A 13,622-nucleotide genomic window follows, 5' to 3' on the forward strand; every position below is an offset into this window, starting at 1 on the left:
CGGCGCGGGTCGCTTCAGTACAGGGCGTTTGCGCGGTCCCAGTCGCTGTGGGCCAGCATGGCCGGGAACACCGTGTCCAGACCGTGGTAGACCTCTCCGCGCAGCAGCCGGGTGTCGTGTCGCGCGGCCTTCAGGGCAGCGACCAGCGCGCTGCGCAGCTGCCAGAGTTCACCCGGGTGGCGGGCATACCGCACCTGTTGCTTGAGCCAGCGGCCCTTGCCGTCGTGCAGATCTTCCACCGCCCGCATGAAGAGCTGCTTCATCTCCACAAAGGCGCGCCGGGCCGCAATGCGTGCGCTGCGGTCACCGGGCAGGCCCCCGGCACCACCCAGTCCATCGTCCAGGGCGTCGCTGTCCTGAAGATGGGAAGCCCCCCCCAGGTCCGCATCCGCCTGGAGCGGGAAGGAGTCCTCAAAGCTCAAGTTCCTGTCCATGGTGCGTCACTCCAGGTCGGGCGGTGGTGGTGCGGGAGGGGAAGTGGCGGTTGACCTCGGCCAGTTGCCGGTCGGCAGCGGCCTGGCCCTGCTGGCGCGCCAGCAGGCCATAGAGTTCAGGGCGCAAATGCCAGAGTTCGCGCAGGGAGCGGGCATGCTCGCAGCGCATGCCCAGGTCGCGGGCGTCCATGCCTTGCAGTGGGCGCAGGGCCAGCGCGAAGGCTTGGCGGGCCTGCTCCAGTCGCGTTTGGCCGGCGGGGGCGGGGGCCTCGCCGGGGCGGCGCAGCCAGCCCAGCAGTTGCCGCCAGACCGGCTCGGCCTGACCCCAGGTGGCCGGCGGGCAGACCTCGGTACGCAGGGGCTGGCGGCCGCGCCGTGCGCGGGCCAGCAGGCGTCGAATCAGGCGGGCGGGGTCCATGGACGCTTCTTCGGACAGCAATGGCGCAAACATGAGGCCATTGTTGGAAGCGGTCCGGGGGCCGGAAGCGGCGATAAGGCCGGTCCCAGGGGCTCAGTTCACGCCCGGCGCCTCGTGGGGCGCCAGGCGCGATTTTTAGGCCGCGGGCATCGGGCCGCCGGCAGCGATCGTGGCGCGGTGGGGCCAACGGCACACGTTCATTACGGCACAAGCGCCGCACTGAGGTCGCCGGGCTTGGCAGACGTAGCGCCCATGCAGGATCAGCCAGTGGTGGGCGTCGACCCGATAGGTCGGCGGAATGCGCGCCAGCAGGGCATCTTCGACGGCACGGACATCCCGTCCCGGTGCCAGTCCGGTGCGGTTGGACACCCGGAAGATGTGCGTGTCCACCGCCATGGTCGGCTGGCCGAACGCGACGTTGAGCACCACATTGGCGGTTTTGCGACCCACGCCTGGCAGGGCTTCCAGGGCCTCCCGCGTCCGTGGCACCTGGCCACCATGCTGCTCCAGCAGCAGTCCGCAGGTGGTGTGCAGGTTGCGCGCCTTGGTGCGGTACAGGCCGATGGTGCGGATATGGGCCTCGATGCCCTCAACACCCAGACGCCACATGGCCTGGGGCGTCGGCGCGTGGGCGAACAGGGTCCGCGTGGCCTTGTTGACGCTCACGTCGGTGGCCTGCGCCGAGAGCAGCACCGCCGCCAGCAGCTCGAAAACGTTGGTGAACGCCAGCTCGGTCTCGGGATGCGGGTTGGCGGCCTTCAACGTAGCGAAGAAGGTGTCGATCTCGACTGGCTGCATCATGGCGCGCTGCCGGTGGGGTCCTCGGCGGCGGTGTCGCCCGCCCCGGCCGGCCGTTGTGCACGGGCGCGCGCCAGGGCCGCCTCGATCACCGCCCGTTTCCGTGCGATCACCTCGGGATCGGTGTGCAGGGTCTGGTTCTCGAGGTCAGCCAGCTTGTGTGCGGCCTTGGCGGCCAGACGTTCATCGTTCTCGCGCTTTTCACGCGCCACCCGGAACAGGTGGAAGGCATAACGCGCGCGGGCCTGTTCGGCCTGCCCCGGGCTCCAGGCGTTCCATCCGGTGGCCTGGCCGGTCATGGGAACCATCTGGATGCAGTCCACCGGGCAGGCCGGCACACAGAGCTCACAGCCGGTGCAGTCGGCCTCGACCACGGTGTGCATGAGCTTGTTGGCGCCGACGATGCAGTCCACCGGACAGGCCTTGATGCAGAGGGTGCAACCGATGCACCAGCTCTCGTCGATGCGTGCCACGGCGCGCGGCTTCTCCTCCCCATGCACGGGGTTGAGGGCGATGACGGGGCGGCCGGTCAGGCGGGACAGGCGTTGAACGCCCTCGGCGCCGCCCGGCGGGCACTGGTTGATGTCGGCCTGCCCATCGGCCAGAGCCTGCGCGTAGTGACGGCAGTCTGGATAGCCGCAGCGGGTGCACTGGGTCTGCGGCAGGACCGCGTCCAGGGCGTCGACCAGACGCACATCGGGTGTCGGTCGGGCGGTGGTGTCAGGGGCGCCCGCCGATGCTGGCGCCGTGGGGAGTTGGGGGGGAAGGCTCACCCCGGCATTATCGGTGCCGGGGCGTCCGCCCCGCTCACGCCCCGGCGGCCGGGGTGGCCTTGCGCGCGGGGGCGCGGCGTGCGGGCACCTGGGCCCCGGCATCGGCCGTGGCCGGGGCCGCAAGGGCCAGCGCCTGGGCCGGTGGGTTGTAGCGACGGATGAAGTCGCGGACCTGCGGGTAGACCTTCTCGCGCCAACGGCGGCCCGAGAAAATGCCGTAGTGCCCCGCCCCCTCGACGTCGTAGTGGAACTGACGTTCCTTGGGGATGCCGGTGCACAGGTCATGGGCCGCACGGGTCTGGCCAGCGCCGGAGATGTCGTCGAGCTCGCCTTCGACCGTCAGCAGCGCCGAGGTGGCGATGTCTGCCGGGTTGACCAAGGTGCCGTCGACGTCCCAGGTGCCGTTGACCAGCGCGAAGTCCTGGAACACGGTGCGGATGGTCTCCAGGTAGTACTCCGCCGGCATGTCCAGCACCGCGTTGTATTCGTCGTAGAACTGGCGGTGAGCCTCGGCGCTGTCGTCGTCGCCCCGGATCAGGTCCAGGAAGTAGTCATAGTGCGAGTTGACGTGGCGGTCGGGGTTCATGGCCACGAAGCCGGTGTGCTGCATGAAGCCCGGGTACACCCGGCGGGTGGCCCCCGGGAAGTTGGGCGGCACGCGGTAGATGACGTTGTTCTCGAACCAGGAGTGGCTCTTGTTCATCGCCAGGTTGTTCACCGCAGTAGGCGAGCGGCGCGCGTCGATGGGGCCGCCCATCATCGTCATGGTGCGCGGCGTGAACTCGCCCTCGGTGGCCATCACCGAGATGGCGGCCAGCACCGGCACGGTCGGCTGGCACACCGAGATCACGTTGACCTCGGGGCCGATGTGCCGGATGAACTCCTGCACGTACTTGACGTAGTCGTTCAGGTGGAAGGGGCCTTCCTCGGCGGCCACCATGCGTGCGTCGGTCCAGTCGGTGATGTAGACCTTGTGGTCCTGCAGCAGGCTGCGCACGGTGTCGCGCAGCAGCGTGGAGTGATGACCGGACAGCGGGGCCACCAGCAGCACCACCGGGTGGTTCTTCATGTCGGCCAACGCCACCGGATCGTCGGTGAAGCGCTTGAACCGGATGAGCCGGCAGAACGGCTTCTGGATGGCGACCTGTTCCTGGACCGCCACTTCCACCCCATCCACCTTGACCGACTTGATGCCGAACTCCGGCTTCTCGTATTCCTTGGCCAGGCGGTGCATCAGGTCCAGACCGGCGGCGATGCGCTGGGCCAGTGGGGTGTGGGTGAACGGCGAGAGCGGGTGGCTGTAGAGCTTGGCCGCGGCACTGGCGAACTCGGAGAAGGGCGCCATCAGCGCGCGCTGGGTTTCGTACAGCTGATACAGCATGGGGTGCTCCTGGTGGATGCCTCGAGGCCGGTCAAGCCGAGGGCGAGATCATGGACGGTGGTGCCTGATGCCACGCTGACAGCGCCCACCCCGGGTTCTGGAGGCAGGCCCGGACGGGCGTTGCCTTTATTGTGCACTGCAACATGAGTTCTTGGGATAAGTAAATTTCCCATCGGAACCTTCCCGGAGGAGCTGTGCCGTAATGGAGCAGCCGGGCGCGCCCAGCTACGTGGACGGGCTGTGCCTGCCCAGCAAAAAGGGGCCCGCAGGCCCCTTGGGTGAGTCGGCGGGCGGCGGGGCCGCCCGCGGGCCATCACATCACCTTGGCGATGCTCTCGGCCACGTAGCCCAGGTTCTTCTCGTTCAGCGCGGCCACGCAGATGCGGCCGGAGTCGACGCCGTACACGCCGAACTCGCCGCGCAGGCGCTCCATCTGCGGCTTGGTCAGGCCGGAGTAGCTGAACATGCCACGCTGCGTGGTGATGAAGCCGATGTCGGCGGTCACGCCGGCGGCCTTGAGCTTCTCGACCAGGGCCACGCGCATGGCCTTGATGCGGTTGCGCATGCCGGCCAGCTCCTCTTCCCACTGGGCGCGCAGCGCCGGGGTGGTCAGCACGGTGGCGACGACCTGCGCGCCGTGGGTGGGCGGGTTGGAGTAGTTGGTGCGGATGACGATCTTGAGCTGGCTCAGGACCTTGGTCTGCTCTTCCTTGCTGGCGCAGACCACGCTCAGGGCGCCCACGCGCTCGCCGTAGAGCGAGAAGCTCTTCGAGAACGACGTCGAGACGAAGAAGTCGATGCCGGACGCCACGAACTGGCCGATGACGGCGCCGTCCTCGGCGATGCCGTCGCCGAAGCCTTGGTAGGCCATGTCGAGGAAGGCGACCAGGTTGCGGGCCTTGACGGCGGCAATCACCTGCTCCCACTGGGCGGTGGTGATGTCGTAGCCGGTGGGGTTGTGGCAGCAGGCATGCAGCACGACAACCGTGCCGGCCTCGGCGGCCTTCAGGCAGGCCAGCATGCCTTCGAAGTTCACGCCCTTGTTGGCGGCGTCGTAGTACGGATAGGTTTCGACGGTGAAGCCGGCGTTGGTGAACAGCGCGCGGTGGTTTTCCCAGGACGGGTCGGAGATCAGGACCTTGGCAGTCGGGTTGACCTTCTTGAGGAAGTCGGCGCCGACCTTCAGGCCGCCGGTGCCACCCAGGGCCTGCACGGTGGCCACGCGGCCCGCGGCCAGGATCTCACTGCCGTCGCCGAAGACCAGGCCCTGCACGGCCTTGTCGTAGGCGGCGATGCCGTCAATGGGCAGGTAGCCGCGGGCGCGGGAGGCGGCCAGCAACTGCTCCTCAGCGGCCTTGACGCAGGCCAGCAGCGGCAGCTTGCCGTTCTCGTCGGTGTAGACGCCCACGCCCAGGTTCACCTTCTTGGGATTGGTGTCGGCGTTGAACTGTTCGTTCAGACCCAGGATGGGGTCGCGCGGGGCCATTTCGACGGCGGCGAAGAGGGACATGGTCGGTCCTGTAGGGAAGACGGGGAGGGAGCGGTGGAGGGCCCGGTGGCCGGCGGCCGCTGCAGCAAGGCGCGCGATGCGCTACGCTGGCGGATTGGTCCCGCCACGCCTGAGTGTCTCCGGCGGTGCGGGCGCGCGGATTTTACGCATTGCCCAAGGGATATCCCCATGTCCGATCCGTCAGCGGTCCAGGCCGTGCCTGCCACCGCGTCCGAGGAAGGTCAGTTCGTCAGCTTCCCGGGCTCGCCCTTCCAGCTTTTTCAGCCCTATCCGCCGGCGGGTGACCAGCCCACGGCCATTGGACAGCTGGTCGAGGGCATCCAGGACGGGCTGGCCTGGCAGACCTTGCTGGGCGTCACCGGCTCCGGCAAGACCTACACCATGGCCAATGTGATCGCCCGGTCGGGCCGGCCGGCCATCGTCTTCGCGCCCAACAAGACCCTGGCGGCACAGCTGTACGCCGAGTTCCGCGAGTTCTTCCCCAGGAATGCGGTGGAGTACTTCGTCAGCTACTACGACTACTACCAGCCTGAAGCCTACGTACCCCAGCGCGACCTGTTCATCGAAAAGGACAGCGCGATCAACGAGCACATCGAGCAGATGCGCCTGTCGGCCACCAAGAGCGTGCTGGAGCGGCGTGACACCATCATCGTGGCCTCGGTCAGCGCCATCTACGGCATCGGCAAGCCCGAGGACTACACGCAGATGCGGCTGATCGTGCGCGTGGGGGACAAGGTCGGCCAGCGTGATCTGATCGCCCACCTCATCCGCATGCAGTACACCCGCAATGACATGGATTTCGGGCGGGGCACGTTCCGGGTGCGGGGGGACACGATCGACGTGTTTCCAGCCGAGCATTCGGAGCTGGCCATCCGGATCGAGCTGTTTGACGACGAGATCGACGGCCTGGCCTTGCTGGATCCGCTGACTGGCCGGGTGCGTCAGAAGATCCCGCGGTTTGTCATCTATCCGGCCAGCCATTACGTGACGCCGCGCGAGACCGTGCTGGCAGCCATCGAGGGCATCAAGCAGGAACTGCGCGAGCGTCTCGACTTCTTCGTCAAGAACGGTAAGCTGGTGGAGGCCCAGCGCCTGGAGCAGCGCACCCGCTTTGATTTGGAGATGCTGCAGGAGGTGGGGCACTGCAAGGGCATCGAAAACTACTCGCGCCATCTCTCCGGTGCCAAGCCCGGCGATCCGCCGCCGACCATGGTGGACTACCTGCCGCCCGATGCCCTGATGTTCTTGGACGAGAGCCATGTGCTCATCGGTCAGTTCGGCGGCATGTACAACGGCGACCGGGCGCGCAAGCAGACCCTGGTGGAGTACGGCTTCCGGCTGCCCTCGGCCATGGACAACCGGCCGCTGAAGTTTGAGGAATTCGAGCGACGCATGCGGCAGTGCATCTTCGTGACCGCCACGCCGGCGGACTACGAGAAGACCCATGCCGATCAGGTGGTGGAGCAGGTGGTTCGTCCCACGGGTCTGGTCGATCCTCAGGTGGAGGTGCGGCCGGCCACGCACCAGGTGGACGACGTGCTGCAGGAGATCCGCCTGACGGTGGACAAGGGTGAGCGGGTGCTGATCACCACGCTGACCAAACGCATGGCCGAGCAGTTGACCGACTACCTGACCGACAACGGCGTGAAAGTCCGCTACCTGCACTCCGACATCGACACCGTGGAGCGGGTGGAAATCCTGCGTGACCTGCGGCTGGGAACCTTTGATGTGCTGGTGGGGATCAACCTGCTGCGCGAGGGGCTGGACATCCCGGAGGTCAGTCTGGTGGCCATCCTGGATGCCGACAAGGAAGGCTTTCTGCGCGCCGAGCGCAGCCTCATCCAGACCATCGGGCGGGCGGCGCGCAATGTCAATGGCAGGGCGGTGCTGTATGCCGACCGCATCACCGAATCGATGCGCAAAGCCATTGACGAGACCGAGCGTCGTCGAGCCAAGCAGGTGGCCCACAACGTCGCCCACGGCATCGTGCCCAAAGGCATCCGCAAGCAGGTCAGGGAGCTCATCGACGGGGTGGTGGCTGAGAAGTCTGGGGCGGACGACCTCAAGTCCGCGCAACAGGCGGCCGAAGTTGAAGCGCTCAGCGAGAAGGACCTGGGCAAGCGCATCAAGGCCCTGGAGAAGCAGATGCTGGACTTTGCACGGAATCTCGAATTTGAGAAAGCGGCCCGCATCCGAGACCAGCTGGCGCTGCTGCGTGAGCAGGCCTTTGGTGCCGGCGCCGCCCATGACGGCCAGGTGGTGCCTCTGGTCACACGGGCTTGAGGGGAGGGTCATGGTGCGTCGGCCTGACGCTCGCCGGACCCCGGGTGGGGTTTGCCGGGTGTGTTTTGTCTGCACCGGCAACATCTGCCGCTCGCCCACGGCGGAGGCGGTTCTGCGGGCGCTGGCCGAGCGCCAGGGGCTGGGAGACCGGTTCGAGGTCGACTCTGCCGGCACCGGCGCCTGGCATGTGGATGAGCCCCCGGATGCACGCAGCCAACATCACGCCGCGGCCCGTGGCTGGGCGCTGCAGGGGCTGCGTGCGCGGCAATTGCGCCCTGAGGATTTCCACCGCTTTGACTGGCTCATTGCCTTGGACCGCAGCCACTTGGCGGCGCTGCGCCGCCTGGCCCCGCCGGGCAGCCGGGCGCGCCTGAGCCTGTTGATGGACTTTGCAGACGGGCCCGCCGGGCGCGAGGTGCCCGATCCGTACTACGACGGCCCTCAGCGCTTCGAGCAAGTGTTGGACCTGGTGGAAGAGGCCTGTCAGGGTTTGCTGCGAAGGTTGGCCTGAGCTGCCGGGTGGCGTCGCTGCTGCGGTGGGCGCGCAACCCGGTGGCCAGTTCGGCACTCCTGCACGGTGGGGCCGTGGCGCCCGGATGAATCTCGACAAAAAGAGTCGGCTTCCTCTATAATTGAGCAAAACACTCGGACACGTTAACGCAGGGCGGGCATTCCCCGCGCTCCTGCGTCCGGATGCCGAGTTGTGACTGGAGAACCCCATGCGTCTGACCACCAAAGGCCGTTTTGCCGTGACGGCGATGATCGATCTGGCCCTGCGCTCGAACAATGGGCCCGTGGCGCTGGCGGCCATCAGCCAGCGCCAGCAGATCTCGCTGTCGTACCTGGAGCAGTTGTTCGGCAAGCTGCGTCGCCACGAGTTGGTGGAGAGCACCCGGGGTCCGGGGGGCGGCTATTCTCTGGGTCGCAAGGCCGAGGAGATCAGCGTGGCCGACATCATCGTGGCCGTGGACGAGCCGATTGACGCCACCGGCTGTGGCGGCAAGGAGAACTGCATGGGCGATGACATCGGCCGCTGCATGACCCACGAACTCTGGTCCAACCTCAACGCCAAGATGATCGAGTACCTCGACTCGATCACGCTGCGCAAGCTGGTCGACGACCAACTGGCCAAGGGCATTTCCATTGAGGAGGCGCCCATCAAGCGGGCGATCTCCAGCACGCCTGTGGTCAAGCCCATCAAGGTGACGGCGCCGAACTCGGTGTTCGCCCTGGGCAGTGTCTTCAGCAAGTGAGCGCTGGCGGGCCCAGGCCCGCCGCGTGCGCCGCAACCTCTTTTGTTGACACGGCCGTGTCGCGCCGTCCCGCGCAGCTTTGGCTGTTCTTTCTACCAAGATCATGGACATGACCCCGCACTTCCCCATTTACATGGACTACGGCGCCACCACTCCGGTTGATCCGAGGGTGGTCGATGCCATGGTGCCCTGGTTGCGCGAGCACTTTGGCAACCCCGCCAGCCGCAGCCATGCCTGGGGCTGGGAAGCTGAGGAGGCGGTGGAGAAGGCGCGGGTGCAGGTGGCCGAGCTGATTGGCGCGGACCCCCGGGAGATCGTGTGGACTTCGGGAGCCACAGAGTCCAACAACCTGGCCATCAAGGGTGCGGCGCATTTCTATGCGGGCACCAAGGGCAAGCACATCATCACCGTGAAGACCGAGCACAAGGCGGTGCTGGACACGGTGCGTGAGCTGGAGCGCCAGGGCTTTGAGGCCACCTACCTGGACGTGCAGGCCGACGGCCTGTTGGACTTGGAGGCTTTCAAGGCGGCCATCCGCCCAGACACCGTGCTGGCCTCCGTGATGATGGTCAACAACGAGATTGGTGTCATCCAGGACGTCACGGCCCTGGGCACGATCTGCCGCCAGCATGGCGTGATCTTCCACGTGGACGCCGCGCAGGCCACTGGCAAGGTGGACATTGACCTCAAGTCCCTGCCTGTGGACCTGATGAGCCTGGCGTCCCACAAGACCTACGGGCCCAAGGGCATCGGTGCGCTCTATGTGCGCCGAAAGCCCCGCATCCGTATCGAGCCGCAGATGCATGGCGGCGGCCACGAGCGTGGCATGCGCTCCGGCACCTTGCCTACGCACCAGATCGTCGGCATGGGTGAAGCCTTCCGCATCGCTCGCGAGGAGATGGCCGAGGAGGGGGCCCGCATCCGTGCCCTGCATGACCGGCTGGTGCGCGGCCTGTCTGATATTGAGCAGACCTTCATCAACGGCGACCTCAGCCGCCGCGTGCCGCACAACCTCAACATCTCCTTCAATTTCGTGGAAGGCGAGTCGCTGATCATGGGGGTGAAGGGCTTGGCGGTGTCGTCGGGATCGGCCTGCACCTCAGCCAGCCTGGAGCCCAGCTACGTGTTGCGCGCCCTGGGCCGCTCCGACGAACTGGCGCATTCCTCCCTGCGCATCACCATCGGCCGTTTCACGACCGAAGAGGACGTGGATTACGCCGTCAGCACCCTGAAGGACCGCGTGGCCAAACTGCGCGAGCTTTCCCCGCTGTGGGACATGTTCAAGGACGGCATCGACCTGTCCACCATCCAGTGGGCGGCGCACTGAGCGCGCGTCTGCCCTGAGCCGCCACCACAACACGAACAGAGGACCTCGCCATGGCTTACAGCGAAAAGGTCATTGACCACTACGAGAACCCCCGCAACGTCGGGGCCTTCGACAAGTCCGATGAGGACGTGGGTACCGGCATGGTGGGTGCGCCTGCCTGCGGTGACGTGATGAAGCTGCAGATCAAGGTCAACCCGGCCACCGGGCTGATCGAGGATGCGCGCTTCAAGACCTACGGCTGCGGCTCGGCCATCGCGAGCAGCTCGCTGGTGACCGAGTGGGTCAAGGGCAAGTCGCTGGACCAGGCCCTGGCGATCAAGAACACCGACATCGCCGAGGAACTGGCCTTGCCGCCGGTCAAGATCCACTGCTCGATCCTCGCCGAGGATGCCATCAAGGCGGCGGTGAGCGATTACCGCAACCGTCACACCGGCGACGCCCAGAAGGCGGATTGAGCATGGCCGTCACCCTGTCGGAGGCGGCGGCCCGCCATGTCACCCGCTACCTGTCGCGCCGCGGCAAGGGCGTGGGCGTTCGCCTGGGCGTCAAGACGACGGGTTGCTCTGGGCTTGCCTACAAGCTGGAGTACGCCGACGAGATCGCGCCCGAAGACGTTGTCTTTGAGGATCATGGCGTCAAGGTCCTGATCGACCCCAAGAGCCTGCCCTACCTGGACGGCACCGAACTGGATTTCGTTCGTGAAGGGCTCAACGAAGGCTTCAAGTTCCACAACCCGCGCGAGAAAGACCGCTGCGGTTGCGGTGAGTCCTTCCGGGTCTGACGACCGGCACGGCACATCGCCGGGCTCCTGTCGTGGAGGCTCAAGGTAGGCGTGGACAATGCGAACGGGACGCGGGTCTGCGCTGCCGCTGCAGGCCCCTCCGCCTGTTTACCTTGCCGATCGATGCCCGCCATGAATCTTCAAGACGACGATTTCACTCTGCTGGGGCTGCCCCGGCGTTTCGCGTTGGATCGCGCGGTGCTGGATGAGCGCTGGCGACAGCTGCAGGCGCAAGTGCATCCGGACCGTTTCGTCGCCGAAGGGGCTGCCGCCCAGCGGGTGGCCATGCAGTGGGCGGTGCGCGTCAACGAGGCCTATCGCCGGCTCAAGGATCCCCTGTCCCGCGCGGCCTATCTGTGCGAGCTGCAGGGGGCTGCGGTGGAGGCCGAGCGCAATACCGCCATGCCTGCTGCCTTCCTGATGCAGCAGATGAGCTGGCGGGAGGCTTTGGAAGAGGCGCGCGACTTGACCGCTACCGAGGTGCTGGACGACGAGGTGGCCGCAGAAGAGCGCCGGCTGCTGGTCGAAGTGGCGCGGCTGCTGGATCAGGTGGAGGAGCCCGCCGCGGCCGCTGCGCAGGTGCGTGCCCTGATGTTTGTCCAGCGTTTCCGTCAAGACCTCGCCCGGCGCCTGGATGCCTTCGACGCCTGACGCCTGAATTCCCGCCGCCACGCCGCGTGCGTGGTCTGGCTGCTGTTTCTCGATCCTTCCCCCTTCCATGGCACTGCTGCAGATCTCCGAACCCGGCCAGGCCCCTGATCCCCACCAACGGCGCATCGCCGTGGGCATCGACCTGGGCACCACCAATTCCCTGGTCGCCGCCATGCGGCATGGCGTGGCCGAGTGCCTGCCGGACGATCAAGGGCGGCTGATGTTGCCCTCGGTTGTCCGCTATCTGGATGGGCAGGGCAGGCAGATCGGCTGGGAGGCGCAGGCGGCGCAGGCCGAGGATCCCGAGAACACGGTCGTGTCGGTCAAGCGCTTCATGGGGCGGGGTTTGGCTGACATCCAGGCTCCGGAGCGTCTGCCCTACCAGTTCGTGGACCAGCCTGGCATGGTGGGCCTGCAGACCCGCCAGGGTCTGAAGTCGCCGGTGGAAGTCTCTGCCGAGATTCTGGCCACCCTGCGCTTTCGGGCGGAGGACACGTTCAACGACGACCTCTACGGTGCGGTCATCACCGTGCCGGCCTATTTTGACGACGCCCAGCGGCAGGCCACCAAGGACGCTGCGCAGCTGGCGGGTTTGAACGTGCTGCGGCTCATCAACGAGCCTACGGCAGCAGCCCTGGCCTACGGCCTGGACAACGGCAGCGAAGGGCTTTACGCAGTTTATGACCTGGGGGGAGGCACGTTCGACATCTCCCTGCTGCGTCTGTCCCGTGGCGTGTTTGAGGTCGTGGCCACAGGCGGTGATGCCGCACTCGGGGGCGACGATTTCGACCATGCGCTGGCCAGCTGGGTTGCTCAGCAGGCGGGTGTGGAGGTTCGCAGCCCCCAGGCCAAGCGCGGGCTGCTGGTGGCCGCGCGTGCAGCCAAAGAGGCGCTGACCCAGGCATCGTCCACGGTGTTGAGCGTTCGGCTCGAAGGCGTCGAAGTGGCCGTGCCGATCAGCCGCGAGGCTTTCGATTCGCTCACCCGTCCGTTGCTGGACCGTACCTTGGCGGCCGTTCGCAAAGTGCTGCGGGATGCGAAGGTGGGGCGCGACGAGGTCCAGGGGGTGGTCATGGTCGGGGGCTCCACCCGCATGCCCGCCGTCCGCCAGGCGGTAGAGGTGTATTTTGGTCGTCCGCCCCTCACCAACGTCAACCCGGACGAGGTGGTGGCCATTGGTGCCGCCATCCAGGCCAACGCCCTGGCTGGCAATGCCAAGGATGGCGAGCTGCTGTTGCTCGATGTGATTCCGCTGTCCTTGGGCCTGGAGATGATGGGTGGTTTGGTGGAGCGTGTCATTGAGCGCAACACCACTATTCCCGTGGCCAAGGCCCAGGACTTCACCACGTTCAAGGAAGGGCAGACCGCCCTGGCTGTGCATGTGGTGCAGGGTGAGCGCGATTTGGTGGGCGAGTGCCGCAGCCTGGCCCGTTTCACCTTGCGTGGCATTCCGCCGATGGCGGCTGGCGCGGCGCGCATTCGCGTGACCTTTCAGGTGGATGCGGATGGTTTGCTGAGCGTCTCGGCCCGCGAGCAGATTTCCGGAGTTGAGGCCTCGGTGCAGGTCAAGCCCAGCTATGGGCTGGCCGACGATGACATTGCCCGCATGCTGCGCGACGGCTTCGCCAGTGCCGAGGCAGACATGCAGGCACGCAAAGTGCGCGAGGCCCGCGTGGAGGCCGAGCGGATGACCCTGGCGACTCGCGCGGCGCTGGCGGCGGATGGTGACCTGCTGGATGAAGAGGAGGTCCTGGCCATCGAGCGTTTGTTGCAGACCTTGCACCAGTGTGCCCAGGCAGAAGACCCCGCGGCCATCGAGTCGGCGGTGGAGAGTCTGGCCCAGGGCACCGAGGGCTTTGCCGCCGCCCGCATGAACCGCAGCATCCAGGCCGCCTTGACCGGGCGCCGTGTGGATGCGCTTTGAATCCTACCGGGGAAGGTGCCACGCCGGTGGTGTCAGCCCGGTTGGTCGGCCCATGGGGCTGGCCCTTGTTCTTCTGTCTTTGCGAGCCT

General features: G+C 66.8%; 14 protein-coding genes. 8 read left to right on the forward strand and 6 right to left on the reverse strand.

Annotated elements, in window-relative coordinates; genetic code table 11:
* Positions 1–14 precede the first annotated feature (14 nt).
* From G3A44_RS09365 to G3A44_RS09390, 6 genes are all read right to left on the reverse strand, one after another.
* Positions 15–434 carry a hypothetical protein gene (locus G3A44_RS09365; RefSeq protein WP_163457254.1) on the reverse strand — a complete coding sequence of 140 codons (420 nt, stop codon included), beginning with the start codon at positions 432–434 and terminating at the stop codon, positions 15–17.
* Entirely contained in the window at positions 412–885 is a 474-nt protein-coding gene (locus G3A44_RS09370) for a hypothetical protein (RefSeq protein ID WP_163457255.1), read from the reverse strand. Before G3A44_RS09370 ends, G3A44_RS09365 begins: the two co-directional genes overlap by 23 nt.
* A gap of 102 nt (positions 886–987) precedes the next feature.
* Positions 988–1,650: an endonuclease III gene (gene nth / locus G3A44_RS09375; RefSeq protein WP_163457347.1), complete on the reverse strand. Its 663-nt coding sequence runs from the start codon at positions 1,648–1,650 to the stop codon at positions 988–990.
* Positions 1,650–2,345 (reverse strand): electron transport complex subunit RsxB, encoded by a 696-nt coding sequence (rsxB, locus tag G3A44_RS09380; RefSeq protein ID WP_310734352.1) that lies wholly within the window; start codon positions 2,343–2,345, stop codon positions 1,650–1,652. The genes nth and rsxB overlap by 1 nt, the downstream gene beginning before the upstream one ends.
* 112 nt (positions 2,346–2,457) lie before the next feature.
* A complete protein-coding gene (locus G3A44_RS09385) occupies positions 2,458–3,804 on the reverse strand; it encodes a polyhydroxyalkanoate depolymerase (RefSeq protein WP_163457257.1) in 1,347 nt (448 codons plus the stop codon).
* Between the two features lie 313 nt (positions 3,805–4,117).
* Complete coding sequence (locus tag G3A44_RS09390) at positions 4,118–5,314, reverse strand: amino acid aminotransferase (RefSeq protein WP_163457258.1); 1,197 nt, start codon at positions 5,312–5,314, stop codon at positions 4,118–4,120.
* A 168-nt stretch (positions 5,315–5,482) separates the two neighbouring features.
* On the opposite strand from G3A44_RS09390, the gene uvrB reads away from it, so the two are divergent.
* The 8 genes from uvrB to hscA all read left to right on the forward strand — a co-directional run bounded on the left by uvrB (position 5,483) and on the right by hscA (position 13,533).
* A complete protein-coding gene (gene uvrB / locus G3A44_RS09395; RefSeq protein ID WP_163457259.1) occupies positions 5,483–7,597 on the forward strand; it encodes an excinuclease ABC subunit UvrB in 2,115 nt (704 codons plus the stop codon).
* 10 nt (positions 7,598–7,607) lie between these two features.
* Positions 7,608–8,108 carry a low molecular weight protein-tyrosine-phosphatase gene (locus G3A44_RS09400; protein WP_163457260.1) on the forward strand — a complete coding sequence of 167 codons (501 nt, stop codon included), beginning with the start codon at positions 7,608–7,610 and terminating at the stop codon, positions 8,106–8,108.
* Positions 8,109–8,316: 208 nt separating this feature from the next.
* Complete coding sequence (gene iscR / locus G3A44_RS09405; RefSeq protein WP_163457261.1) at positions 8,317–8,850, forward strand: Fe-S cluster assembly transcriptional regulator IscR; 534 nt, start codon at positions 8,317–8,319, stop codon at positions 8,848–8,850.
* A 103-nt stretch (positions 8,851–8,953) separates the two neighbouring features.
* Positions 8,954–10,177 carry an IscS subfamily cysteine desulfurase gene (locus G3A44_RS09410; RefSeq protein WP_163457262.1) on the forward strand — a complete coding sequence of 408 codons (1,224 nt, stop codon included), beginning with the start codon at positions 8,954–8,956 and terminating at the stop codon, positions 10,175–10,177.
* Positions 10,178–10,227: 50 nt separating this feature from the next.
* Positions 10,228–10,632, forward strand: coding sequence for a Fe-S cluster assembly scaffold IscU (gene iscU, locus G3A44_RS09415; RefSeq protein ID WP_163457263.1), 405 nt, complete (start codon positions 10,228–10,230; stop codon positions 10,630–10,632).
* 2 nt (positions 10,633–10,634) lie between these two features.
* Positions 10,635–10,958: an iron-sulfur cluster assembly protein IscA gene (gene iscA / locus G3A44_RS09420; RefSeq protein WP_163457264.1), complete on the forward strand. Its 324-nt coding sequence runs from the start codon at positions 10,635–10,637 to the stop codon at positions 10,956–10,958.
* Between the two features lie 132 nt (positions 10,959–11,090).
* Positions 11,091–11,609 (forward strand): Fe-S protein assembly co-chaperone HscB, encoded by a 519-nt coding sequence (hscB, locus tag G3A44_RS09425; protein WP_163457265.1) that lies wholly within the window; start codon positions 11,091–11,093, stop codon positions 11,607–11,609.
* Positions 11,610–11,676: 67 nt separating this feature from the next.
* Positions 11,677–13,533, forward strand: a complete 1,857-nt coding sequence (gene hscA, locus G3A44_RS09430) for a Fe-S protein assembly chaperone HscA (protein ID WP_163457266.1) — start codon at positions 11,677–11,679, stop codon at positions 13,531–13,533.
* The last annotated feature ends 89 nt before the right edge of the window (positions 13,534–13,622 follow it).

The organism is Ideonella livida, assembly GCF_010499455.1.
Taxonomy (GTDB): domain Bacteria; phylum Pseudomonadota; class Gammaproteobacteria; order Burkholderiales; family Burkholderiaceae_C; genus Ideonella; species Ideonella livida.

Excerpts from the sequence above, each read along its gene's own strand:
- G3A44_RS09365 (WP_163457254.1), bottom strand. The coding sequence starts at position 434 with ATGGACAGGAACTTGAGCTTTGAGGACTCCTTCCCGCTCCAGGCGGAT.
- G3A44_RS09370 (WP_163457255.1), bottom strand. The coding sequence starts at position 885 with ATGTTTGCGCCATTGCTGTCCGAAGAAGCGTCCATGGACCCCGCCCGC.
- nth (WP_163457347.1), bottom strand. The coding sequence starts at position 1,650 with ATGCAGCCAGTCGAGATCGACACCTTCTTCGCTACGTTGAAGGCCGCC.
- G3A44_RS09385 (WP_163457257.1), bottom strand. The coding sequence starts at position 3,804 with ATGCTGTATCAGCTGTACGAAACCCAGCGCGCGCTGATGGCGCCCTTC.
- G3A44_RS09390 (WP_163457258.1), bottom strand. The coding sequence starts at position 5,314 with ATGTCCCTCTTCGCCGCCGTCGAAATGGCCCCGCGCGACCCCATCCTG.
- uvrB (WP_163457259.1), top strand. The coding sequence starts at position 5,483 with ATGTCCGATCCGTCAGCGGTCCAGGCCGTGCCTGCCACCGCGTCCGAG.
- G3A44_RS09400 (WP_163457260.1), top strand. The coding sequence starts at position 7,608 with ATGGTGCGTCGGCCTGACGCTCGCCGGACCCCGGGTGGGGTTTGCCGG.
- iscR (WP_163457261.1), top strand. The coding sequence starts at position 8,317 with ATGCGTCTGACCACCAAAGGCCGTTTTGCCGTGACGGCGATGATCGAT.
- G3A44_RS09410 (WP_163457262.1), top strand. The coding sequence starts at position 8,954 with ATGGACATGACCCCGCACTTCCCCATTTACATGGACTACGGCGCCACC.
- iscU (WP_163457263.1), top strand. The coding sequence starts at position 10,228 with ATGGCTTACAGCGAAAAGGTCATTGACCACTACGAGAACCCCCGCAAC.
- iscA (WP_163457264.1), top strand. The coding sequence starts at position 10,635 with ATGGCCGTCACCCTGTCGGAGGCGGCGGCCCGCCATGTCACCCGCTAC.
- hscB (WP_163457265.1), top strand. The coding sequence starts at position 11,091 with ATGAATCTTCAAGACGACGATTTCACTCTGCTGGGGCTGCCCCGGCGT.
- hscA (WP_163457266.1), top strand. The coding sequence starts at position 11,677 with ATGGCACTGCTGCAGATCTCCGAACCCGGCCAGGCCCCTGATCCCCAC.